Source organism: Caballeronia udeis (assembly GCF_001544555.2).
In the GTDB taxonomy this organism is placed as follows: Bacteria; Pseudomonadota; Gammaproteobacteria; order Burkholderiales; family Burkholderiaceae; genus Caballeronia; species Caballeronia udeis.
This window is the reverse complement of sequence record NZ_FCOK02000001.1, coordinates 94,440-118,152: the sequence shown is the minus strand read 5'-3', so window position 1 is coordinate 118,152 and position 23,713 is coordinate 94,440. Positions and strand designations below refer to the sequence as shown.

At 60.2% G+C, this 23,713-nt stretch carries 24 protein-coding genes and 1 other RNA gene; 12 read left to right on the top strand and 13 right to left on the bottom strand.

The genetic code is table 11. The annotated features are described in order from the left end of the window. Positions 1–72 precede the first annotated feature (72 nt). A complete protein-coding gene (locus tag AWB69_RS00605; RefSeq protein WP_407923001.1) occupies positions 73–1,215 on the bottom strand; it encodes an ABC transporter substrate-binding protein in 1,143 nt (380 codons plus the stop codon). Between the two features lie 147 nt (positions 1,216–1,362). Next, entirely contained in the window at positions 1,363–2,304 is a 942-nt protein-coding gene (locus AWB69_RS00600; RefSeq protein ID WP_062080991.1) for a CysB family HTH-type transcriptional regulator, read from the bottom strand. A gap of 220 nt (positions 2,305–2,524) precedes the next feature. Between AWB69_RS00600 and AWB69_RS00595 the strand changes: the two genes are divergently transcribed. From AWB69_RS00595 to cobA, 6 genes are all read left to right on the top strand, one after another. Next, positions 2,525–4,204 carry a nitrite/sulfite reductase gene (locus AWB69_RS00595; protein ID WP_062080989.1) on the top strand — a complete coding sequence of 560 codons (1,680 nt, stop codon included), beginning with the start codon at positions 2,525–2,527 and terminating at the stop codon, positions 4,202–4,204. Between the two features lie 34 nt (positions 4,205–4,238). Continuing rightward, positions 4,239–4,790 carry a DUF934 domain-containing protein gene (locus AWB69_RS00590; RefSeq protein WP_062080987.1) on the top strand — a complete coding sequence of 184 codons (552 nt, stop codon included), beginning with the start codon at positions 4,239–4,241 and terminating at the stop codon, positions 4,788–4,790. After that, entirely contained in the window at positions 4,787–5,518 is a 732-nt protein-coding gene (locus tag AWB69_RS00585; protein WP_062080986.1) for a phosphoadenylyl-sulfate reductase, read from the top strand. The genes AWB69_RS00590 and AWB69_RS00585 overlap by 4 nt, the downstream gene beginning before the upstream one ends. Positions 5,519–5,588: 70 nt before the next feature. Then, positions 5,589–6,551, top strand: a complete 963-nt coding sequence (gene cysD, locus AWB69_RS00580; protein ID WP_062080984.1) for a sulfate adenylyltransferase subunit CysD — start codon at positions 5,589–5,591, stop codon at positions 6,549–6,551. Between the two features lie 30 nt (positions 6,552–6,581). Next, positions 6,582–7,907 carry a sulfate adenylyltransferase subunit 1 gene (locus AWB69_RS00575; protein WP_197500148.1) on the top strand — a complete coding sequence of 442 codons (1,326 nt, stop codon included), beginning with the start codon at positions 6,582–6,584 and terminating at the stop codon, positions 7,905–7,907. Between the two features lie 9 nt (positions 7,908–7,916). Beyond that, positions 7,917–8,675, top strand: a complete 759-nt coding sequence (gene cobA / locus AWB69_RS00570) for a uroporphyrinogen-III C-methyltransferase (RefSeq protein ID WP_062080978.1) — start codon at positions 7,917–7,919, stop codon at positions 8,673–8,675. A 192-nt stretch (positions 8,676–8,867) separates the two neighbouring features. Here cobA and AWB69_RS00565 read toward each other — a convergent pair whose 3' ends face one another. From AWB69_RS00565 to lptF, 5 genes are all read right to left on the bottom strand, one after another. Further along, on the bottom strand, positions 8,868–10,184 hold the full coding sequence (locus AWB69_RS00565; RefSeq protein WP_062080976.1) for a type II toxin-antitoxin system HipA family toxin: 1,317 nt from the start codon (positions 10,182–10,184) through the stop codon (positions 8,868–8,870). Then, positions 10,174–10,515 (bottom strand): helix-turn-helix domain-containing protein, encoded by a 342-nt coding sequence (locus tag AWB69_RS00560; RefSeq protein ID WP_062080975.1) that lies wholly within the window; start codon positions 10,513–10,515, stop codon positions 10,174–10,176. The genes AWB69_RS00565 and AWB69_RS00560 overlap by 11 nt, the downstream gene beginning before the upstream one ends. A gap of 351 nt (positions 10,516–10,866) precedes the next feature. Further along, the gene (locus AWB69_RS00555; protein WP_062080973.1) at positions 10,867–11,235 is read right to left on the bottom strand and encodes a sirohydrochlorin chelatase; all 369 of its coding nucleotides are present in this window, start codon (positions 11,233–11,235) and stop codon (positions 10,867–10,869) included. A 32-nt stretch (positions 11,236–11,267) separates the two neighbouring features. Continuing rightward, positions 11,268–12,416 (bottom strand): LPS export ABC transporter permease LptG, encoded by a 1,149-nt coding sequence (lptG, locus tag AWB69_RS00550; RefSeq protein ID WP_062080971.1) that lies wholly within the window; start codon positions 12,414–12,416, stop codon positions 11,268–11,270. A 4-nt stretch (positions 12,417–12,420) separates the two neighbouring features. Continuing rightward, positions 12,421–13,518, bottom strand: coding sequence for an LPS export ABC transporter permease LptF (lptF, locus tag AWB69_RS00545; protein WP_062080969.1), 1,098 nt, complete (start codon positions 13,516–13,518; stop codon positions 12,421–12,423). Positions 13,519–13,739: 221 nt separating this feature from the next. On the opposite strand from lptF, the gene AWB69_RS00540 reads away from it, so the two are divergent. The 3 genes from AWB69_RS00540 (at position 13,740) to AWB69_RS00530 (ending at position 16,244) form a co-directional block, all read left to right on the top strand. After that, entirely contained in the window at positions 13,740–15,251 is a 1,512-nt protein-coding gene (locus AWB69_RS00540; RefSeq protein WP_062080967.1) for a leucyl aminopeptidase, read from the top strand. A 37-nt stretch (positions 15,252–15,288) separates the two neighbouring features. Beyond that, complete coding sequence (locus AWB69_RS00535) at positions 15,289–15,714, top strand: DNA polymerase III subunit chi (protein WP_062080966.1); 426 nt, start codon at positions 15,289–15,291, stop codon at positions 15,712–15,714. Between the two features lie 116 nt (positions 15,715–15,830). Continuing rightward, a complete protein-coding gene (locus AWB69_RS00530; RefSeq protein ID WP_062080964.1) occupies positions 15,831–16,244 on the top strand; it encodes a DUF2486 family protein in 414 nt (137 codons plus the stop codon). Between the two features lie 137 nt (positions 16,245–16,381). On the opposite strand, the gene ilvD is transcribed toward AWB69_RS00530, so the two are convergent. Next, complete coding sequence (gene ilvD / locus AWB69_RS00525; protein ID WP_062080962.1) at positions 16,382–18,055, bottom strand: dihydroxy-acid dehydratase; 1,674 nt, start codon at positions 18,053–18,055, stop codon at positions 16,382–16,384. A 106-nt stretch (positions 18,056–18,161) separates the two neighbouring features. Here ilvD and AWB69_RS00520 point away from each other — a divergent pair, with 106 nt between their 5' ends. Next, entirely contained in the window at positions 18,162–19,109 is a 948-nt protein-coding gene (locus AWB69_RS00520) for a LysR family transcriptional regulator (protein ID WP_062080960.1), read from the top strand. A gap of 21 nt (positions 19,110–19,130) precedes the next feature. Continuing rightward, positions 19,131–20,036 (top strand): prolipoprotein diacylglyceryl transferase, encoded by a 906-nt coding sequence (gene lgt / locus AWB69_RS00515; protein ID WP_062080958.1) that lies wholly within the window; start codon positions 19,131–19,133, stop codon positions 20,034–20,036. Positions 20,037–20,115: 79 nt separating this feature from the next. Here the strand turns inward: lgt and AWB69_RS00510 are convergent, their stop codons facing one another. The 5 genes from AWB69_RS00510 to AWB69_RS00490 form a co-directional block, all read right to left on the bottom strand. Beyond that, on the bottom strand, positions 20,116–20,841 hold the full coding sequence (locus tag AWB69_RS00510) for an SIMPL domain-containing protein (RefSeq protein ID WP_062080957.1): 726 nt from the start codon (positions 20,839–20,841) through the stop codon (positions 20,116–20,118). A gap of 84 nt (positions 20,842–20,925) precedes the next feature. Further along, entirely contained in the window at positions 20,926–21,384 is a 459-nt protein-coding gene (locus AWB69_RS00505) for an EVE domain-containing protein (RefSeq protein ID WP_062080955.1), read from the bottom strand. Positions 21,385–21,574: 190 nt separating this feature from the next. Then, positions 21,575–21,756, bottom strand: a non-coding RNA gene (ssrS, locus tag AWB69_RS00500) — 6S RNA. Between the two features lie 230 nt (positions 21,757–21,986). Beyond that, positions 21,987–22,301 (bottom strand): cell division protein ZapA, encoded by a 315-nt coding sequence (locus AWB69_RS00495; RefSeq protein ID WP_062080953.1) that lies wholly within the window; start codon positions 22,299–22,301, stop codon positions 21,987–21,989. Beyond that, entirely contained in the window at positions 22,298–22,681 is a 384-nt protein-coding gene (locus AWB69_RS00490) for a hypothetical protein (protein ID WP_062080950.1), read from the bottom strand. Before AWB69_RS00490 ends, AWB69_RS00495 begins: the two co-directional genes overlap by 4 nt. 771 nt (positions 22,682–23,452) lie before the next feature. Between AWB69_RS00490 and AWB69_RS00485 the strand changes: the two genes are divergently transcribed. After that, a complete protein-coding gene (locus AWB69_RS00485; protein ID WP_062080948.1) occupies positions 23,453–23,713 on the top strand; it encodes a hypothetical protein in 261 nt (86 codons plus the stop codon).

The following is a 23,713-nucleotide window of genomic DNA, read 5'->3' as shown; positions in this document are numbered from 1 at the left end:
AAAATCGTTTCCGCGGGCAAGCCCTCGGACACCCGCGGGAGATAACGGCATGCGCTCGACCAGATGGACCACTCACTGGCTCAAATACGTGAACTGGCCATTCTTGATGATGCCCATCACGCTTGCCCGCTGATCCAACCCGACGTGATCGGTGGCACTGGTGTTGACCACGCCGTTCGGCACAACCAGTTCATGCGCGTGTTCCAGTTCCGAGCGCAATGCCACCCGAAACGCCACCGTACCGGGCTGCCCGGCCTTCAGCGCCCGTCCGACCGCGTCCTGCAGCCGTGGATAGACCCCAGCCGCATCGCCGGCAAACTGCGTGACCGTGCCCTTGCCGTACTTCGCTTCGTAGGCGTCAACAAAAACCAGCGCCGCCTTCTTCGACGGATGATCCGCCGGCAAGGTCCGCGCGACCACGACCGGCTGCGTCGGGAACAGCGTGCCTTCCACATCCTTGCCGCCGAGCTTGATGAACTCCGGCGTCGCAATGCCGTGCGTCTGATAGATCGCGCCCTTGTAGCCGCGCTCGATCAGCGTGCGTTCCGGCAGCACCGTCGGCGTACCCGCGCCCGCAATCAGCACCGCATCCGGTTTCGCGGCCATCAGCTTGAGAATCTGCCCGGTCACGCTCGCGTCGGTGCGATTAAAACGCTCGCTCGCGACCACCTTGATATGCCGCAATTCGGCAAACTTCGAGAATTCGTTGAACCAGCTATCGCCGTAACTATCGGCGAAACCGATGAACCCAACCGTCTTCACGTTCCGGCTGACCATCGTGCGCGTCATGACGTCGGCCATGGCGCTGTCGGTCTGGGCCATCTTGAACGCCCACACCTTCTTGCCTTCCTGCGGTTCAACCACCGACGCCGAGCCGATCAGCGTGATCATCGGCGTCTGGTATTCGGCCACCGGATCGAGCGCCGCGAGCGCTGCCGGCGTGATGTTCGGTCCAACGATCACATCGACCTTGTCTTCTGTAATCAGTTTGCGGATATTGCGCACGGCCGCGCCCGGGTCGGAGCCGTCGTCGAGAATGATGTATTCCGCCTGCTGACCCGCAATAGTCTTCGGCCACATCAGCATGGCGTTCTTGCTCGTGATGCCGATGGTGGCCGCCGGCCCCGTGCTCGACAGATCGATACCGACTTTCAGTTGCGCACTGGCCGTTGCGCTGAAAAACGCGAGTGCGCTGAACATCAGCGCCGGGCGCATGAACTTCGACAACTTCATTGGAAGGTCTCCGCGAAGAGGTGTGGTTTAAAAATGCTGAAGTGTGGGGCTGACAAAAATCGCGCGGCGCGATCGCGCGGCACGAGTTTCGACGCGAGCGCGGCCCGCGTCGTACTCGAACCCGGTCAATCAAAGCTCGTAGCTTTCGTGCTCGCCCGAGAGCGCCTGCTCGATCAGCTTGCGGTTCATGGAAGGCGAAAGCAGTTCGACCAGCGTGTACACATAGCTGCGTAAATACGCGCCTTGTTTCAAAGCGAGCCGCGTGACGTTGGTGCCGAACAGATGGCCAACGGGCATCGCGCGGAGATGCTTATCGCGTTCGGGGTTGAACGCGATATCCGCGAGAATGCCCACGCCCAGGCCCAGCTCGACGTAAGTCTTGATCACGTCGGCATCAATGGCTTCCAGGACGATATCGGGCGTCAGGTTGCGCAGCGCGAAAGCCTGGTTGATTTTCGAGCGGCCGGCGAACGCGTTGTCGTAGGTGATGATCGGGTATTGCGCCAGGTCGTCGAGCGTCAGCAGCTTGCGCTCGAGCAGCGGATGATCCGGCTGCACGACCGCGACGTGGTGCCACTGGAAACACGGCAACGACACCAGTTCCTTATAGTTGGCGATCGCTTCCGTGGCGATGGCGATGTCGGCCTGATCGTGGATGACCATTTCGGCCACCTGCGTCGGACTGCCTTGCAGAATCGAAAGGTGCACCTTCGGGAAACGCTTCTTGAATTCCGCGATGGCGTTCGGCAGGGAATAACGCGCCTGCGTATGCGTGGCCGCGATCACCAGGTTGCCCTGATCCTGCGCCGCGTAATCTTTACCGACACGCTTCAGGCTTTCCACTTCCTGCAGGATTTTTTCCACCGATGCCAGGATAATTCGCCCCGGCTCCGTCAGCGAACGAACCCGTTTGCCGTGACGCGTGAAGATCTCGACCCCGAGTTCATCCTCCAGCTCGATGATCGCCTTCGATACCCCTGGCTGCGACGTGAACAGCGCTTTAGCGGCTTCGGTGAGGTTGTAGTTCTGCCGGACGGCTTCGCGCACGAAGCGGAACTGGTGCAGATTCATATATAACCCATCCGCATATCAAAGTAATTTATCAGTCGTTTGCAATATATAGGAAGTTTATTACCATCGAGCCAATTTTTCCAATATCGATATCTGTATTTGTCATAAGCAAATGAACGCACTGTCCGAACGGCGTTCCAGGCAATGACTCTACTCATGGCGATGTGCGGCGTGGCTAGGACGCCGTACTGGTGGAACTACTAAAAACTGGGGCCCCCGAATGTATCAATACGATCAGATCGACCAGAAAATCGTCGACGAACGCGTCGCTCAATACAGCGACCAAGTGCGCCGCCGCTTGTCCGGCGAGTTGAGCGAAGAAGAATTCCGGCCGCTGCGCCTGCAGAACGGTCTCTATATGCAGCGGCACGCGTACATGCACCGTATCGCGATTCCGTACGGCAATTTGCGCAGCGACCAGATGCGCATGCTTGGCACGATCGCGCGTGAGCACGACCGCGGTTACGGCCACTTTTCAACGCGGACCAACATCCAGTTCAACTGGATCAAGCTCGAAGAGACGCCGGAGATCCTGCGCAAGCTGGCGTCGGTGCAAATGCACGGCATTCAAACGTCAGGCAATTGCATCCGCAACATCACCGCCGATCAATTTGCCGGCGTGGCGCCCGATGAATTCGTCGATCCGCGTCCCTGGGCGGAAATCCTGCGCCAATGGTCGACTTTTCACCCCGAATTCGCCTGGCTGCCGCGCAAGTTCAAGATCGCGATCAACGGCTCGGTGGAAGATCGCGCGGCCGTGCAAGTGCACGATCTGGGCGTTTATCTGAAGAAGAACGCAGCCGGTGAAGTGGTCGCAAGCATTCTTGCGGGCGGTGGCCTGGGTCGCACGCCGATTGTTGGCGCGATCATCAAGGAAGATCTGCCCTGGCAGCATCTGCTGACGTACTGCGAAGCCGTATTGCGTGTGTATAACCGCTACGGCCGTCGTGACAATATGTACAAGGCGCGGATCAAGATTCTCGTGAAGGCGTTGAGCCCCGCGAAATTCGCGCAGCAAGTGGAAGAAGAGTGGGTCCATTTGAAGGACGGTCCTTCCACGCTCACGCAGGAAGAACTCGACCGCGTGTCGCAGTTCTTCGCACCGCCCGCGTATGAAAAGCTGCCGGATACGGATGCGTCGTATGAAAAGCATCTGATCGAAAGCAAGGCGTTCGCGCGCTGGATCGAACGCAACGTGCGTCCGCACAAGGTGCCGGGTTACGCGTCGGTGACGTTGTCGCTGAAGCCCACGGGCATTGCCCCGGGCGACGCAACGGACAAGCAGATGGAAGCCGTCGCCGATCTCGCCGACGAATTCTCGTTCGGTGAAATCCGCGTCTCGCACGAGCAGAACCTGATCCTCGCGAACGTGAAGAAGCGCGACTTGTACACGGTGTGGGAACGCGCGAAGGCGCTGGGTTTCGCGACATCGAATATTGGTTTGCTGACCGACATCATTGCGTGCCCGGGCGGCGATTTCTGCTCGCTCGCGAACGCGAAGTCGATCCCGATCGCGCAAGCCATTCAAGAGCGTTTCAGCGATCTTGACTATGTGTATGACCTGGGCGACCTGACGCTCAACATCTCGGGTTGTATCAACGCGTGCGGTCATCATCACATCGGCAACATCGGTGTGCTGGGTGTCGATAAGGACGGCTCGGAGTGGTATCAGGTCACGCTCGGCGGCGAGCAAAGCTCGGGCGTAACGGGCGCGCATCTCGGCCGCGTGATCGGCCCGTCGTTCTCGGCGGAAGAGATGCCCGACGTGGTGTCGCAAGTGATCGATACGTTCGTCGAGAACCGCATTGAAGGCGAGCGTTTCATCGAGACGTACGGCCGTATCGGCATCGCGCCGTTCAAGGAACGCGTGTACGCGTCGCGCCAACCGGCGCATGCTTGATCTGCTACGTTGAGTCGCTCAAGGAAAAAAGCACATGGCTTTGATAATCAAGAATCGCGAAGTGGTTGAAGACGACTGGACCGTGGTGCGTGCCGCTGAAGATGGCACGCTGCCCGCAGTCGATGCATTGTTGCCGGCCAGGGGAATCGTGCCGTTCACGTGGTGGAAAGAGCACAAGAACGCGCTGACCGCGGCGCAGAAGAAAGAGCTGATCGGCGTGTGGCTCGCCCCCGACGATGAACCCGCGGAACTGGTCGAGGATTTCGACAAGATCGCGCTGATCGCCGTTGATTTCCCGAAGTTCAGCGATGGCCGCGGTTTCAGCATCGGCCGTTTGCTGCGCGAACGTTATCAGTGGAAGGGTGAGTTGCGGGCCATCGGCGACGTACTGCGCGACCAGTTGCGCTTTCACGCACGTTGCGGTTTCGACGCCTTCGCCGTTCGCGCCGACAAAGACATTCACGACGCGCTGAATGCGTTCGCTGAATTGAGCATTCCGTATCAGGGTGCAGTGGACAATCCGGAACCGCTGTTTCGCCGTCGTGGCGCAGCGGAACGTAGCTCAGTCGCCGGAGCGTCGGCATGAATGCCGAACTGCAAGCCAAGGTCGAACGTCTGGACTCCCTGCTCGATTCCATCGCGCAACGTCATGCGAACGTCAAGCTAGCCAGCAGTCTCGCGGCCGAAGATATGCTGCTTACGCATGCCATTCTTTCACGCGGTGTAAAGATCGGCATCTTTTCGCTGAACACGGGCCGTCTGCATGCTGAAACGCTGGGCATGATCGACCGTGTGAAAGAGCGTTATGGCTATGATATCGAGCAGTTTCATCCGCAGCCGCAAGCGGTTGAGGAGTATGTTCGGGATCACGGTCTGAACGCGTTCTATGAAAGCGTCGACCTGCGTAAAAGCTGCTGCGGGATTCGTAAGGTCGAACCGCTGAATCGTGCGCTGAAAGACGTGAGCGCGTGGGTTACGGGACAGCGCCGCGAGCAATCGGTGACTCGCGTAGAGTTACACGAAGAAGAGCACGACGCGCCGCGTGGCATCGCCAAATTCAATCCGCTCGCGGACTGGACTGAAGCCGATGTCTGGGCCTATTTGAAAGCTTTCGATGTCCCCGTCAACCCGCTGCATGCGCGCGGTTATCCGAGCATTGGCTGTGAGCCGTGCACGCGCGCCATCCGTCCGGGCGAAGACAGCCGGGCAGGACGCTGGTGGTGGGAGTCGCGGGACACGAAGGAATGCGGATTGCACGTGACGAATATAAAGATCGTGGAAGACCGCAGCGCAGCGCCAAGTTCGGCGCTCTGAACGCATTGATATTGACGCATGACGCTCGCTCAAGCCTGGTGTCATGCAAAGTAACCAAGGAACGACGCATATGAGCACCACGCTCGATTCAACAGTCAACGCCCCGGTGGCGAACCGCGGTAACCGGATGGACCACCTCGACTGGCTCGAAGCCGAGTCCATTCACATCCTGCGCGAACTCGTGGCCGAGTGCAGCAAGCCTGCGTTGCTGTTCTCCGGCGGTAAGGATTCGGTCGTTGTGCTGCATCTCGCGTTGAAGGCATTTGGGCTGGGCTCGGGCCGCAAGACCGTGCTGCCGTTCCCGCTGGTTCATATCGATACCGGTCATAATTTTGACGAAGTCATCGACTTCCGCGATCGCCGCGCTGCTGAGATTGGTGCCGAACTCGTGGTCGGTCATGTCGAAGATTCGATCAGGAAAGGCACCGTGCGCCTGCGTCGCGAAACGGATTCGCGCAACGCCGCGCAAGCGGTGACGTTGCTCGAAACCATCGAAGAGTACGGTTATACGGCGTTGATCGGCGGAGCGCGCCGCGATGAAGAAAAGGCCCGTGCGAAAGAGCGCATCTTCTCTTTCCGCGATGAATTCGGCCAGTGGGACCCGAAAGCGCAACGCCCGGAACTGTGGAGCATCTATAACGCGCGCCTGCATAACGGCGAGCATCTGCGCGTGTTCCCGATCTCGAACTGGACCGAGCTGGATATCTGGCAATACATCGGCCGCGAGAAGCTTGAACTGCCGTCCATTTACTATGCGCACGATCGCGAGATCATCCGCCGCAATGGCCTGCTCGTCCCGCTGACGCCACTGACTCCGTTGCAGGAAGGCGAAGTCTCGGAAGTAGCGCTTGTGCGTTTCCGGACGGTGGGCGACATCAGTTGCACGTGCCCCGTTGCGAGCGATGCCGACGATGTCGAGAAGATCATCGCCGAGACGGCGGTGACGGAAATCACGGAACGCGGCGCGACGCGCATGGACGATCAAGCGTCCGAAGCCGCGATGGAAACCCGCAAGAAACAAGGTTATTTCTAAGCATCACGCCGTAACAAGGAACAGGGAAACATCATGAGCATTCATCAACCCGAAGACCTCGGCGTGTTGCGTTTCATCACGGCAGGCAGCGTTGACGACGGCAAGAGCACGTTGATCGGCCGTCTGCTTTTCGATAGCAAGGCGGTGTTGTCGGACCAGCTGTCGGCGTTGTCGCGAGCGAAGAATAAGCGCACCGTTGGCGATGAAATCGATTTGTCGCTGCTGACGGATGGTCTTGAAGCCGAGCGTGAGCAGGGCATTACGATCGACGTTGCATACCGCTATTTCGCTACCGCGAAGCGCAAGTTCATCATTGCCGATACCCCCGGCCACGAGCAGTACACCCGCAACATGGTGACGGGCGCTTCGACGGCGCATGCCGCGATCATTCTCGTTGACGCCACACGGGTCACGTTGAAGGACGGCGTGGCGCAATTGCTGCCGCAGACCGTGCGCCATAGCGCGATCGTCAAGTTGCTTGGGCTGCAGCATGTGATCGTTGCGATCAACAAGATGGACCTGATCGACTTCAGCGAGTCGCGCTTCAACGAGATCCGCGACGCGTATGTTGAACTTGCGCGCCGGCTTGGAATTGCCGATGTGCGCTTCGTACCGGTGTCGGCGTTGAAGGGCGACAACATCGTGAGCGCCAGCGAGCGTATGCCCTGGTACGCGGGCGAACCGCTGCTCGATCTGCTCGAAGCGCTGCCGGTCGCGCAGCCCGTTGATCAGGCGCTGCGTTTTCCGGTGCAATGGGTCGCACGCCAGGACGGCAATCAGGCCGACGATTTCCGCGGCTACATGGGCCGGGTCGAGTCGGGCGAGGTGAAGCTGGGCGACACGATCACCGTGCTGCCGGCGAACCGCGATGCAACCGTGGCCGAGATCATCGCGCCGGTTCCGGGCGGCGTGGCGCAGGTGGATCGTGCGTTCGCGGGGCAGACGGTTACCATTCGCCTGGCGGAACATGTCGATGTGTCGCGCGGCGATACGTTCGTGCCGCGCAACACCAGCGGCACGAAGATCGAGCCGGCGAAGAAGCTGGACGCGGACCTCTGCTGGTTCGATGAAGAGCCGCTCTCGCAGCAGCGCAAGTACCTGCTGAAGCAGACCACGAACACGGTGTTCGCACGGATTGGCGCGATCAAGGAAGTGCTCGACGTGCATACGCTGCTGCACTCGGTGGACCGCCATAACCTGACGATGAACGACATTGGCCGCGTGGCGCTGACGCTTCAAAAGCCGATCGTCTGCGATGCCTACGACACGCATCAGGGTACCGGTGCGTTTGTTCTTATCGATGAAGCGACGCATCACACGGTTGCGGCCGGGATGATTCGCGCGTATTCAGCCTGAGTATTGATTATGGGTAAGGTGTATTTGATCGGTGCGGGGCCGGGTGCTGCGGACCTGATTACGGTTCGCGGCGCCCGGTTGCTGAGCCAGGCGCAAGTCGTTCTGCACGATGCGCTGATCGAGCCGGCCATGCTCGACCACGCGCCGGACGCGCGCAAGATCGCGGTGGGCAAGCGCTGTGGGCAGCGTTCGACCGCCCAGCATTTCATCAACAAGCAGATCGTCGATGCCGCCCGCGAGCATGAGATCGTCGTGCGCCTGAAGGGCGGAGACCCCATGCTGTTCGGTCGCGCGGACGAAGAAATGCGCGCGCTGGAAGCCGCGGGTATTGAGTACGAAGTGGTGCCGGGGATTACGGCCGCGCTGGCGAGCGCCGCGACGTTGAAGCGCTCGCTGACCTTGCGCGGGGTATCGCGGAGTGTGGCGTTGGCGACCTACAGCCGTGCGCCTGATACCGATGAAATCCGCGAGCAGGCAAGCGCGGATTCGCTCGTGTTCTACATGGGCCGCGACAGCGCGCCGGAGATTGCGCAGCAGCTTATCGATGCAGGGCGGCCGGCGTCGACGCCGGTTGCTATCGTCGAGGCTTGCAGTACGGAACGTGAGCGGTCGTTGACGCTGACGTTGGGCGAAATGGCAGTTGGCGAGGCTCAGGACTGGCTCGATGCATCGCAGCCGAGTTTGCTGATGATCGGTGAGGCGTTTGCGGAGCGGTCGTTGGGGGTATCGGTCCAAGGCGTGGAAGCGGCAATGCAAGCCGCAGCCTGATCCAGGTCGAAGGCCATTGCGGAGAAAACTCGCTGCAGCGTGCGGGATCTCTGCTTGATGCAGCTTGCCGTTCATTTCGTCTGAAAGCCCTCGTTGGTCAATGACCCGCGAGGGCTTTTTCACATGCATGCGGGATAGCTGACGCTTGCCTCAATTGCGTTTTCAACGCTCTGTTCCGCGGCCTTTGAAGAACTACGCTTTCTGCACCGCTTTTTCCACTTCCCGCAGACCAATGGCCTGCGGCTTCCGGAACGCCGTGGTTATCTTGTCGCACTCTGCCTTGGGAACGCCGAATTCCTCGAAGTAGGTCCGCCACTCCCTCACAACCGCCGATAGTTGCTGGATGATTTCGACGGCCGCGTGCTTGAGCAGGCCGAATCGCCCGGCCGCGGAGAGGGCATTGTCGAGCGTCGCCAGCCGGCCCATTGCCGGGCCAACTCCCAGGACGAGGAAGCGCTCGGAGCCCACCTGCGGCTTCGGCACGACGTCGTAAAGGTCGCTCAGACGCCAGCCCTTGTTCGCTCCGTCCCACACAAACGCGTGATTGCGCAGATGGTCGTCGTCGTTCGTCACGAGGATGTTGAACACCATGCGCTTGAACAACTCGACCTTGTCGGCCGCCACAAAGCCCGTTGCGCCGCGCTCACCGAGCAGGTCGGCCAGGTCGGTGTAATTGGCCGATGCGGTATCGCTCTCATGCATCTTGAGCATGGTCAGCGCGCTCACGACGTGCCGTTTGCCGAACGCGCCTCCGGGCAGCGGCACGCGGTCAAACCGCTCGATCAGCATGACGTCACGCCCGTCAGGCAGGTGCACGGGCTTGGTCACGGGAACGCGCATCCCGCACTTGCGGGCGAGTTCAAGCGTTGCGCGCTCGACCACAGGAACGTTGAAACCGTCCCGGGCGACGGGGAATTTGGCAACCCATTGCCGTCCATTGTCCAGCAGCACGGCTTTGGGTCTTGCACCACCGAACGTTGCACCGACGCTAAAGAGCAATTGCAGCTTTTTCGGAACCGGCTTGCCGTCCTGGATCATGGCTGCGGCGTCGAGCAGATAGGACAGCTCTTTGGCATCCGGCAACTTGCCGGGTTCCGCAGGGGCGGTGGGGGAGTCCCTGAAATCCAGTGCGCCGGTCCGGTGTGGGCCGGCATGAGCCAGATATTCGGTCTCGGGCAAGCCGTCGGGCGCAGCCCTCAACATATTCTCGATAACGCGCCTTCCCCAGGAGTCCGGGGCTGCATCACGAATGGCGCCAAACAGCGCCAGTCCGGCAGGTGGCTGGAATACCATTTCTTTGGACTGCTTTGCTTTGTCCAAAGGCATGCTGACCGGGTCCACAGCAGCGGCGTTTGCGCGTTGCAGATACTTGTTGCCGTAGACGAAGGTCGATCCGGCAGGCTTGATGCCTTCTTCGAATAGCTCGAGCTTACCGGCAGGAACCGACTCGGCCGCGCCTTCGAGGGCGATGAAGACGTATTTGCTCCATGTCGTAGTATTAAAAATCATACTCGCCTGTCTTTGAAGCGGTCTTGCGTGGGCGCACACGGGATTCCGTTTTACGCCGCGCTTCACCGATCACGTCGTTTTGCGGATTCGCGAGCGGCTGGAGCAATCCGAGCAGGCCGGCCCGTTCAAATGCATGCAGCCACGATGAGAAACTGACCGAAACATCGCCGTTTTCAATGCGTACCAGTGTGCTCGGGCTGATGTTGGCTCGTTCGGAAAAATCCTTTCGGGTCATGTTACGTGCGATCCGGGCGGCGGCGATGGCACGTCCCAGCCCCTCGGCCTCGCGGCTGAGTTCCGGAGAAGAAAATTCCCTGTTGTTGCGCTTCATTTTGTCGTATCTGACATATAAACCTACTTAATTGGTCAGTATAGACAAAAACTGAAGAGTGTCAATGTTATGGAGTGGTGAATTTATCCATATCTGACCAAATAAGACGCTTAATTAATCAGATATGACTATTTATAACAACCTAAGAGATGCTTGATTGATGAAGCGAACGCGGCGGGAATGTGCGGAAACTCACCCCGCAGTCGATGTCGGAGCATCGGTGCAGATGCGCGGGCGGGAAAATTCTTCGGACAAGAAAATGCCCCGAAAGTCCGTGACTTGCGGGGCATCGTGGAAAACGGTCGTGCTTTCGTGAGCACTTATCAGCGCGTTAGCGAGGGGAAGAAAACCCTATTCAATCTGCCGAACGCAATATTGCGCAACCGCATTCAGCACGGACTCGTCTTCACCAACGGCTGTCGCACAGTGAAGTGTCAGCGACGGAAACATCACGCGGCATCGATCGAGCAATTCGGGCAGATCACGCCGTATGTGGCCGCCCTGACCGAAAAACACGGGCACGACGGTGACTGCATCGCACCCGTGCGCTACCAGCTGTTCGATAGCCGTGGGCAAATCAGGCGTCATCAGTTCGAGAAACGCGAGCGACACCGGCTCAGGACGCAGCGCCCGCAGTTTCGTGGCGAGCCGTTCGAAAGGTTCGGCCCAGCGCGGATCCCGTGCACCGTGGCCGAACAAGATCAAACCGTGCTTGCTCATGGCGTTCTCCACAGTCTTGAAGCACTAATACCCTAATGCCGGTCCACCCATCGCAACCCGATCAGGCCGATGACCAGATACGCCAGCGCCGGTGCTGCGGCCGTCAATGGCGCGGGCCAGGTGTTCAGCGTACCAATGTGCGAGAACAGCGTGTTGATGAGCTGGAAGCTCATGCCGATCATGATGCCGCCGAATACTTTCACACCGACCACGCCGGCGCGCGTATGCAGGTACGCGAACGGCAGCGACAGCACCAGCATCACGAGCACCGCGAGCGGATACAGGATCTTGCGCCAGAACGCGATCTGATAACGCTGCGTGTCCTGATGATTTTCCGTCAAATGCTGGATGTAGCGGAACAGGCTGAACATCGACATCCTGTCCGGCGACACCAGCAGCACCGACAAAATCTGCGGCGTGAGTTCGGAGCGCAGCGAATACTCGGGCAGGGTGATCTGTTTCGCGCGATACACCGGGTTGAGCGCGTCACCTGGATTCACGGCTTGCGGCGGTGCGTCGATGAGTTCGGTGTCCGTTACGTCGGTGAGTTTCCAGTGGCCCGGCGGCTGGAACACGCCGCTTTTGGCAATCCGCACGTTCGTCAGCCGGAACAGCGAATCGAATTCGTAGATACGGACGTCGGCAATGGTCGTATCCGGATTCAGCGTGCCCACGTTCACAAAGCGCGTGACCTGTTCGCCGTCCGCTCGCGCGGTCAGCGTGTCTTTCACCCAGACGCCTGATTCGAAGTTCATCGACACCGACGACCCCAGCGCTTCGAGCCGCACTTTCTCCGAGAGCTGGTCGGAGTAGGGGCCAACCACTTCGCCGATCACGTACGTGAGCAGCACCATCGGTATGCCAATCTTGAGCAGCGAGCGCAGCGCCTTGCCGGTGGACAATCCTGACACACGGAAAATGGTGAACTCGGACGCGGCGGCCATTTGTGCGAACACGTATATGGCCGCAATCAGTGCGGCAACCGGGATGATTTCGTAGAAGCGCGAGGGCGTCTGCAATGCTACCCGCAGCACGGCCAGCCCGAACTTGTAATTGCCGTGCCCGACCGTGTTCAGCTCATTGATCAGGTCAAAGAAGAAGAACAGGCCCGAGAATGCAAACAGGATGAAGATGAACGCGAGATAGATCTGACGCGCGAAATACCGTTCGTAAATGCGCATTGCGTCAGGCCCCTTTCGAGCGGGTGAACGCCGACAGCTTGAAGAGCGGGCGATTGCGTATGCGCATCCAGAAGATGAACGCAACCATGACTGAGACGATTATGTGCAGCGCCACCAGCCCGACCACAAACGATACCCGGCCTTGCTCGATCCACGACTGCACCACGTTCAGCAGGTTGGAATACGTCAGATAGATCAGCACGGCCATCACGAGATTGATTGTGCGACTGCGTCGGGGGTTCTGGTAAGAGAGCGGAATGGCGAGCAGCATCAGGTTGATCGCGATCAGCGGCAGACCCGCGCGCCACGCGATTTCGGCAAGGTTGTCACGGGTGGGATTGGCCAGCAGCTCGCTCGTATACATGCCGGTCGTGGTCGGCGTGTTCACGAATTGCTGGCTTTGGATTTTCACGCCGTAGCGCTCGAATTCCATGATCCGGAAGTTTGGCTGCCCTGGAATGCCGTCGTAGCGGCGGCCGTTTTCCAGCACCACGAAACGATCGCCATTGGCGTGCGTTTCGGTATGGCCGTTCTTCGATACCACCACGTTGACCTTGCCGCCTTCCGTGCTCGTCACGAACACGTTCTGCACGTGACCCTGGTCCGGCGACATCTTCTCGATGAAAAACACCCGGTGGCTGGTTTGCGATTCGCGGAACTGGCCGGGTGCGAGCAGCGAGACTTCGTCGCGTTGCTGGAACCGCGCCTTGATCAGCTTGCTTTGCAAATTCGACCAGGGCCACACGACGAACGCGAAAAATACAATGGCGATGATGATGGGCGTGGAGAAGAGCGCGATCGGTTTGATCAGCGCCGTCTGACTGATGCCTGACGCGAGCCACACAACCATTTCCGAGTCGCGATACCAGCGCGTCAGCACGAACAGGATGGAGACGAACAGGGTCACGATCATGATCACGGCAAGATAGCCGATAACGGTCAGGCCGATCAGCACGACGACGTCGCGCGGGTCGACTTGCCCCGATGCTGCAAAGCCGACGATGCGAATCATCATCGTGGTCAGCATGATCGTGAGCAGCACCATGAATACGGCGCCAGCCGTATACGCGAGTTCACGCTGAAGGGAGCGTTCGAAGATCATTGATTGTCAGGTGGAAACCGGCGGCGACCAGGCGGTTGGATTATGTGCGGTCCGCGTTTGCGCCACACGCCATGACAAACGTGCCGATTGAACGGGTCATGAGAACGGGTCATGAGCGAGACATTCAATCAGGGTATCGCTGCCTGCGACCGCCTCGGAAAAAATAGCGGATAATTGCGGCTTTCATCCTTCAGCCCAGATTTTATCCGAGGATAAGCGCGATGGACTTTAGCATAAAAGCCTGTGATTGGAGCAAAGGCTCGGCAAATGGTTTCCTTAACGGGAAGGCCGATGTAGTGGTGCTCGGAGTGTTCGAAGCGCAGACGTTGACGGGCGCAGCCCGCGAGATGGATTTGGTGACCAAGGGTCTGCTCACGCGCACGGTAAAAGCCGGCGACATGAGCGGCAAGGCAGGTTCCACGCTGATGCTGACCGAAGTGACGGGGATTGGCGCGTCACGGATTTTGCTGGTCGGGCTCGGCAAGCAGGACGCTTTCAATCAGAAGGCTTACACGGAAGCCGCGCGCGCCGCCTGGCGAGCACTGCTTGCCACGAAGATCGCGAACGTGGCCTTCACGCTCGCCCAGCTGCCGGTGCCCGAACGCACTGGCGACTGGGGTGTGCGCTGCGCCATCCTCGCGCTGCGCGAGTTGACCTACAAGTTCACGCAGATGAAAAGCAAACCGGAAAACGGCGATCGGGCGCTGAAGAAAGTGGTGTTCAGCATCGACGCCGCCGACGAAAAAGCCGCGAAGCTCGCCGTGAAACACGCCACGGCGCTCGCCAACGGCATGGATCTCACGCGCGATCTCGGCAACTTGCCGCCGAACGTCTGCACGCCCACGTATCTCGGCCATACCGCGAAAAAGCTGGGCAAGGAGTTCAAGCTGAAGGTGGAAGTACTCGGCCAGAAGCAGATCGAAGCGCTGGGCATGGGTTCGTTCCTGTCGGTCGCGAAAGGCTCGGTAGAACCGCCTGCGTTCATCGTGATGCATCACCAGGGCGCGGGCGCGAAGGCTGCTCCGGTCGTGTTGGTCGGCAAGGGCATCACGTTCGACACCGGCGGCATCTCCATCAAGCCGGGCGAAGGCATGGACGAGATGAAGTACGACATGCTCGGCGCCGGATCCGTGTTCGGCACCATGCGCGCCATCGCGGAAATGGGGCTGAAACTCAACGTGATCGGCGTGGTGCCGACCTGCGAGAACATGCCGGCCGGCAACGCGGTGAAGCCGGGTGACATTGTCACGTCCATGTCGGGCACAACTATCGAAGTGCTGAATACGGACGCGGAAGGCCGCCTGATTCTCTGCGACGCGCTGACCTACGTGGAACGTTTCAAGCCCGCTGCCGTGATCGATATCGCCACGCTCACGGGCGCGTGCGTGGTCGCGCTTGGCCATCACAACACGGGCCTGTTCTCAAAGGACGACGCGTTGGCGGGCGAGTTGCTGGATGCATCGAAAGAAGCTATTGACCCGACCTGGCGCATGCCGCTCGACGACGAATACCAGGACCTGCTGAAGTCGAATTTCGCCGATGTCGCGAACATTGGCGGCCGGCCGGGCGGCGCGATTACCGCGGCGTGTTTCCTGTCGCGTTTCGCGCAGAACTACCCGTGGGCTCACCTCGACATCGCGGGTACGGCGTGGAAAAGTGGCGCCGCAAAGGGCGCAACCGGACGTCCCGTGCCGCTGCTCACGCAGTTCCTGGTCGATCGTGCGGGCGAATGAGCGTGGTTGAAGCAAGCGTGAGCGTGGAGGGGCCGGCATGACGCGAATCGATTTCCATTCGAATGTGGGGGATTCGATCGCGTACGCCTGCCGTCTCGTGCGCAAGGCGTACCTGAGCGGCCAGCCGTTGATCGTGCTGGCGGAACCCGAGCGGTTGAAACGGTTCGACGAGCAATTGTGGACGTTCAAGCCGCTCGAGTTCGTGCCGCATTGCATGGCGGACAGCGCGCTGGCGGCTGAAACGCCGGTGTGGCTGACTGCGTCGCTGGAGTCGCTGGTGCAGAGTCCGTTGCACCAGATCCTGCTGAACCTCGGCGCAACGGTACCGCCGCAGTTCGCGCGGTTTGAGCGCCTGCTGGAAGTGGTCGGCAACGAGGAGCACGAACTCGTGGCCGGGCGCGACCGGTACAGGTTCTATCGCGATCGGGGCTATGTGCTCAACAACTACAAGCAGGGCGGCTGAGCACCCCGCTCAGTCGCAGGGCGCGGCGGCCACGCGGTATGATCGTAAAAAACGCCCGCCGTTAGCCTGAAGTCTGCCTGCCATCATCAGCCTGCCATCAAGAGACGGAGTCCACCGTGCCCACCACCACCTCGCCCGATACGGCTGAAACACCCGAAAACTTCGATTCTTCCATTCCCGTCCTGACCAATGTCATCGTGCCGGGCCGGCCTGACCGTGCCCGTGTTGCACCGCGTGCGCCGGAGCCGGTGCTGTCGCCGGCGGCGGCGCCCTCGCGCGAGGAGCTTGCGCACGGCGCGGATCGCGACGCCGATATGATCGCGGACAGGCTGCGCGGGCGGTTTACGCACTTTTTGACAGGCGATGGCCGGGCGCTGATCGAGGAGCGTTGCAGGGAGTCGTTGCAGGAGCATTCGAACTGGCTGGTCAGCCAGATCACGCGGGAGGTTGCGTTGGCGCTGGAAACCGAGTTGACGCAATGGGTGCGCGAGGCGGTGGCGGACGAACTGGAGCGGCGAGGGCGCCAGTAGAAGGGGTTTTCAGGGCGGTTGCGGTTCCCGCTGGAGCCGAACCCGGCCTAGTGCAGCATTTATCTTCGCCGGCACCGGCAGAACCTGAAACGGTCCGCCGGCGCCAAGCGAAAAAACAGCCCGCGATCAGCCCTCAATCAGCCCGTTACCGCGCCCTTGTTCGCCGGCAACGCGAGTGCAGCATACTTGGCCAGCACGCCACGTGTATATCGCGGCGCAGGCTGCTTCCACTCCCCGCGACGGCGCTCGATCTCGGCGTCGTCCACGTTCAGTTGCAACAGCAGCTTGTGCGCGTCGATGGTGATCGAGTCCCCTTCCTTGATGAACGCGATCGTGCCGCCCGCATACGCTTCGGGCGCAACGTGACCCACGACCATGCCCCACGTTCCGCCGGAGAAGCGTCCATCGGTAATCAGGCCCACCGATTCACCCAGCCCCTGGCCGATGATTGCTGAAGTTGGCGCCAGCATTTCCGGCATGCCCGGACCGCCCTTCGGGCCGAGATAACGCAACACCACGATATCGCCCGCCTTGATCTGCCCGGCGACAATCGCGGTCATCGCGCTTTGCTCGTCCTCGAACACGCGCGCCGGGCCTGTGATGACCGGGTTCTTCAGGCCGGTGATCTTCGCCACGGCGCCGTCCGGCGCCAGGTTGCCCTTCAGGATTGCCAGGTGGCCTTCGTCGTAGAGCGCCTTGTCGATCGGGAAAATCACGTCCTGGTCAGCGCGCGGCTTCGACGGCACGTCCTTCAGTTCTTCCGCAATGGTCTTGCCCGTGATCGTGATGCAATCGCCGTGCAGCATGCCCGCGTCGAGCAAGATCTTCAGCACCTGCGGAATACCGCCGGCCTTGTGCAGATCGGTCGCCACGTACTGACCCGACGGCTTCAGGTTGCAGATCACCGGCACTTTCTTGCGCATGCGCTCGAAGTCGTCGATGCTCCATTCCACTTCCGCCGCATGGGCGATAGCCAGGTAGTGCAGCACGGCATTGGTCGAGCCGCCCGTCGCCATGATCAGCGCGACAGCGTTTTCAATCGATTTCTTCGTGATGATGTCGCGCGGCTTGAGGTCGGCCTTGACCGCTTCGACCAGCACACGCGCCGATTCCGCTGCGGACGTGACCTTTTCTTCGTCGGGGTTCGCCATGGTCGATGAATACATCAGCGACATGCCGAGCGCCTCGAACGACGAGCTCATGGTGTTGGCCGTGTACATGCCGCCGCACGAACCGCTCGACGGGCAGGCGTTTTTCTCGATGCCGTCGAAATCTTCCTTCGACATACGCCCGGCCGAGAATTCACCCACCGCTTCGAACGACGAGACGATGGTCAGGTCCACGCCCTTCCAGTTGCCCGGGCGGATCGTGCCGCCATACACGTAGATGCCCGGCACGTTCATGCGCGCGAGGCCGATCATGCCGCCGGGCATGTTCTTGTCGCAGCCGCCGATCACGACCACGCCGTCCATCCACTGGCCTTGCACGGCCGTTTCAATACAGTCGGCGATCACTTCGCGCGACACGAGCGAGTACTTCATGCCTTCGGTGCCCATCGACATGCCGTCCGAGATGGTCGGCGTGCCAAAAACCTGCGGATTCGCGTCCGACTTACGGATCGATTCGATCGCGGCATCGGCGAGCTTTTGCAGCCCCGAGTTGCACGGCGTGATGGTGGAATGACCGTTGGCGATGCCGATCATCGGCTTGTCGAAGTCTTCTTCCTTGTAGCCAAGGGCGTAATACATCGAGCGGTTCGGGGAACGCGCGATGCCCTGCGTGATGTTTTTCGAGCGGCGATTGAAGGCCATGTGGGGGCTCCTTGAGAATTTTATTGTTCGATCGCGAAAGGATGAAGCTTGTGCGAACGCGTGTCCAATATATTATTCAGGGTCTATTAGGTCGCAGAAAATATTGATGGAAGCGCGGAACATCGAACTCAGATTGTTGCGGTATTTTGTGACGGTTGCCGAAGAAATGCACTTCGGACGGGCCGCGGGGCGCCTTGCGATGACGCAGCCGCCCTTGTCGCAGGCCATCCGGGCGCTGGAAGACATGCTCGGCGTGGCGCTGTTCGTGCGTACGAAGCGTTCCGTCGAACTGACGCCCGTGGGCAAGGATCTGCTGCCGGAGGTGCGTCGGCTGCTCGCGGCCGCTGACAGCCTGCGTCCGCTTGCCCAGTCGCTTGCGCGGGGTGAGGCGGGGGTTCTGTCCCTCGCGTTCGTTTCCACCGCCGATTACGGCCTCCTGCCGCTGCTGCTGCGCGATTTCGGCGCCCGCTACCCTGGTGTCCGGCTGCAACTCGTGGAAGCGACCAGCGACGTGCAGGTCGAAGAACTGGTGGCGGGTCGCATAGACGCCGGGCTCGTCATTCCCCCGCTGCCGCCGCGCCACGCCGCTGCGCTTTCGTATTTGCCGATCGCGCGCGAGCCATTGGTCATCGCCATGTCGGACAACGCGGCGGCCGAACTCGGGCAGGGCGCCGAAGAGTGGTCGGAGACCCCGGTCAGCCTGCATCAACTCGCCGATGCGCCACTCGTCGTCTTTCCGCGGCGTCTCGCGCCCGGTTTCTATGACATGATTATGGGTTGCTACGGCGCGGCTGGCCTGATGCCGCGTGTCGGGCAGGAGGCCATCCAGATGCAGACCATCGTCAGCCTGGTATCGGCCGGCATGGGTGTCGCTCTCGTGCCGCAATCGCTGCGTCATCTGCGCAGGACCGGAGTGGTGTATCGTCCGTTGCTCGAATCCGGACCGGTTGTCGAGACCGGACTCGTGTGGCGCGCGGCGGAGGTCAGCCCGGTGCTCGCCGGTTTTATCGATATAGTGCGCACTCATGCGGCTACCCTGCCAGCGTTGCCGTGACCTCAAAACGTAAATAGAAACATGCTCATTCACCCCAATTTCGATCCCATCGCGCTTCATCTCGGGCCGCTCGCCGTGCGCTGGTATGGCCTCATGTATCTGCTGGCGTTCATCCAGTGCATCGTCATCGGCCGCTTCCGGCTGCGCTTGCCGTACGTTGCGGCGCAAGGGTGGACGACGAAGGATATCGACGACATCCTGTTTTACGGGGTGCTAGGCACCATCCTGGGCGGCCGGATTGGCTATGTCGTGTTCTACAAGTCGAGTTTCTACCTGGCGAATCCGCTCGATATCTTCAAGGTGTGGGAAGGCGGCATGTCCTTCCACGGCGGCATGCTCGGCGTGATAACCGCAATGATCGTGTTCGCGTGGCAACGCAAGCGGACCTGGCTGCAGGTCACCGATTTCGTCGCGCCGCTGGTTCCGCTCGGGCTCGCGGCCGGACGCTTCGGCAACTTCATCAACGGCGAGTTGTGGGGCCGTGTGACCAATCCGAACGCGCCGTGGGCCATGTTGTTCCAGAACGCATCCCCCGATGACGCCATCTGGCTGCGCACCCATCCGCAGCAAGCGGCGCAGTGGCATTTGAATGAGATCTTCGAGCGTTACCAGATGCTGCCGCGTCATCCGTCGCAGTTGTACGAGATCGCGCTGGAAGGGTTCGCACTGTTTATCGTGATGTGGCTGATGTCGCGCAAGCAGCGGCCGGTGGGCGCAATTTCGGCGGTATTTCTGATTGGCTACGGCCTCGCGCGCTTCACGGTTGAATTCGCGCGTGAACCGGATGATTATCTCGGTCTGCTGGCCATGAATCTGTCCATGGGCCAGTGGCTTTCGCTGCCCATGATCATTGCCGGGATTGGCCTGCTCATATGGTCGTACCGACGTGCGCGCGCAGTGCCTTCAGAGTCCGCGAAGCTCTCCTGAACGAGCGTTCAGCCTTTGCAAAAGCAATGAAAAAGCCTCGCACGCAGCGAGGCTTTTTCATATTGCGAGACTTGAACGCCTAGCGGTTCATCTGTACCGAGCCCGAGACATTCACGGTCACCGTCGAGGTTCCCGCTTCCAGCGCCATGGGCGCCGACATCTTTGCATCTGCGCTCATGCTGCGTGCGGCCATCATCATGACCGGACGCGGTGATGACCCGTTATGGCCAATGTTCACCTCGCGGATCGCATAACCGCTGTAGCCGAACGCCTGCGCCGAACTCTGTGCCTGCTGCTTGAACGAAGCAATGGCCTGCGTCGACAGCTTCTGCTCCGCCGCGCGCTGCGCTTCCGGCGACAGCGAGAACGTTACGCTGCCCACCTGCATTGACTCGCTCATCTTGCCTGCGAGCTTGGATGCTGCCGTGAAGTCCTTCGACTCCAGCACGACTTCCGTGCGGCCGCGCCATGCGGAGATGCGGCCATCGCGATCCGTCGACGGGTAGACGGTGAACGAACCACTGTGCGCGGTGACGTTATCGACACCCCTGGCTTGACGCAGCGCTGCCTCGGCGCGTTGATTGAGTACCGTTGTCAGCGAGGCCGGGTCTTGCGCTTCCTGCTCATAGAACAGCGTGATGTCGACCACGTCCTGCGGCACGTCTGCGGTGGCCTGTGCTGCCAGCGACAACACGCCCGACGGCTGGGCCTGAACGACGCTTTGCGCAAAAGCGCTCTGTGCCATGGCAGCGCCTGCAAGCAGCACAACGGCTGCCAGTGTGGAAGTGGTGTTTTTCTTTGTCATCGTCTAACTCCGTAAGCATGAGTGCGCGTCATGTGACGCGAAGCTTAGGCGCCTCTCATGCACGCGAAGTTCCCTTCAACGGGGTTACACGAGGTGCTCGGTGATAAAGCGCCATTGCGCTTCGGTGACCGGTGTGATTGACAACCGATTGCCCCGGGCGAGCACTTGCATGTCGGCAAGTTCCGCATGATCGCGTAGCGTGGCGAGGGCAATGAGCGGCGTCTTCTTCACGAAGCGGACGTCGACGAGCAACCAGCGCGGCTTTTCCGGCGATGACTTGGGGTCGTAGTAGTGGCTGGTGGAATCGAATTGGGTCGGGTCGGGATAAGCAGCCGATGACACCTTCGCGATGCCGACGATTCCCGGCTGCGGACAACTCGAGTGATAGAACAGCACGCCGTCGCCAATCTGCATGCCGTCTCGCATGAAGTTGCGTGCCTGGTAATTACGCACGCCGGTCCAGGGCAGCGTTTTTTTCGGAGCGTGAGCGAGATGGTCGATGCTCGCTTCGTTCGGTTCCGACTTCATCAGCCAGTAGTGCATGAATGTCTTCCATGGAGAAAGTTGCCGTGCAAAGAAGCATGCACGATGCAGGATTCACGATGCAAAAGAAAACGGCGCCGGAGAAACTCCAGCGCCGTTAGTCCATTCAGTCAACTCAACTCAACTGCTCTTTAACCGCTTCTCAACTGTTCGCGATCACGCGCAAAACAAATACGCATGCTGCTTAAAAAGGGTCCCCGCCCAAGCCGCTAGGCCGGCATCCTGAACCTGGGTTCAAGATTGGTCGCAGTAAGCAGCACCTTGGGCTCATCAGACAGAGTGACGCGCTCGCCAGTGCTACAAGGTCCCACAACCGTGCACAATGGCATTGGTTCAAGGAATATATGACCTTGGCAAACCAGGCAGGGAGCGACCACTTTACACCAATCGACGAGGCGATGCACCAACGATCCAGGAAAACTTTATGGTGACCGGTGAATTTGTTAAATGCACCATGACGTAGAGACAAACCGTGGAATCGTGCCAGGACTCCGGCAACAAAATAACGTTCGGATATTGGCTTGCACGTCAAGCATTTAAAGCAAATTCCGGCCGCTACACACTGACTATCGCGGCAACCATTGCAGCAACTACCGCAGCAACTATTGCGCTTCGGATTGTGAAATCACGACGTTCAGTTGCTCGTTCATTTGATGCATGGTGCGGCGAATTTCTTCGGCCGGGAACGCTTCGCCGTGACGCACGCTGTTTTGCAGCTTGAGCAATTCCGACGCCAGCGACAACGCCGCCATTACCGCGATCCGATCCGTGCCGCGCACGCTGCTGGCGTTTCGCACTTTCGACATTTCCGCATCTACGCGCGCTACCGCTTCACGCAATGCGCCTTCGGTCTCCGGCGAACACGCGAGCCGATACGGCGCGCCGAGAATGGATACCTCGATCTGTTTCGACGTCATGCCTTTTCTCCGTGATGGTGTGATTCTTCGTGCAACGCACCGTGCGCCGAGTCGGCGGTGTCCGGTTCGATGCCGCCATCGGGAGGCAAAAGGGCAAGCTGGTTATCCGGCTCCGGTGCAGCTTTCGCACGCGGCAATTTTTCGAGAATCGCATTGAGGCGAATCTGCGCGTCGTCGATCTTGGCCGACAGCGAGTCCCGCTCCGCCACCAGTGCGTCGCGTTCTGCGCGCACGGCGGCAAGTTCGCCCTGCATGTTGGCATAGTCGGCGCGCAACTGTTCGAGTTGCTGGGCCAACGCGTTCTTCGCTTGATGATGGCGTTCGCTGATCTTGATCAGCCGGCCGATATTCTGTGACAGTGATTCGAGTTCGTTGAGCATGTGCTGCGTCCTCTTAAGACCTCGCATTTTAGCGCGCTTCTCCGGCGCTTCAGAAATTTGGTTCGTTTCCAGACGTAACAGCAGTCAGTCTTCAAAGCATGGGCGCGGCCCTTTATTTGTAGGGGGAAACGTTTTATAGGGATTCATTCTCCCATTCATTCAGGCGCGCGAGCGTTTGTCGAAATATCACGCGAGAGCCCTTGAAACAAGGGTAAATCGAATAATCGAACCACGGCGATGACAGTCCCCACGCCTGCATTGTCCTGCTTTCTTGACGAGCCATTGTGCCGCTCTTAAACTCCCGCCACCCTGGCGCTCGTGCGTGCCAGGGCTGCGTGCAGTTAGCCGGAAAGCCGCGAGCGGAGTCTGCCCGGACGAGCCAACCTGCGCCGCCCCCGCAACGGTAAGCGACTACAACGCAAGTTGCAAGTCGGTCCCGGCGCACGTTGTCCGGCCCATTTCACCACTCGAAACGGCGTCCGGTAGCCGGAATACGGGCCTTGGGAGCACATCGCCTCGTGGCTGGGTTCCGTTCTGTACATTCAGCATGGATCTGCGGGGGCGAGTCGCCCGTGCTTCATCCGGACCGGTCTCCCTATTGTCCGCGTAAAGCTGATATCTGGCGGGATTGTCCTTGCGCGGCGCACCGTCAGCCCGCTCGCCAGTGCGGATCCCTGCTGCGAGGGCGAAATCGACGGGACGTGGTGCAGCGCAACGCTTGCAACGGATGATCGAACACGTGTCAGCGGTGAACAGCAATGCGTCGGCGGCGTGTGGCTCGAAGCCGGTTGGCGGCGTGTGCAGGTCTTCACCGGTGGCGGTGGCGATCACATCCGCCGTGCTTCAACCGTCGTCGGTCTGTACTATCCGTTCAGCGGCAATCCGTCGATCGTCCCAAGTGCGGCCATTCCGTGGAGCGGTCCGCTTGTCGGCAACCTCGATGATCTCTTCAACAAGGACTACCAGCTTGCGCACTCGTACAACATGCCGCGTCGCGGCGCCTCTGTCACGCCCGGCCGGCAGCCGCGGTGA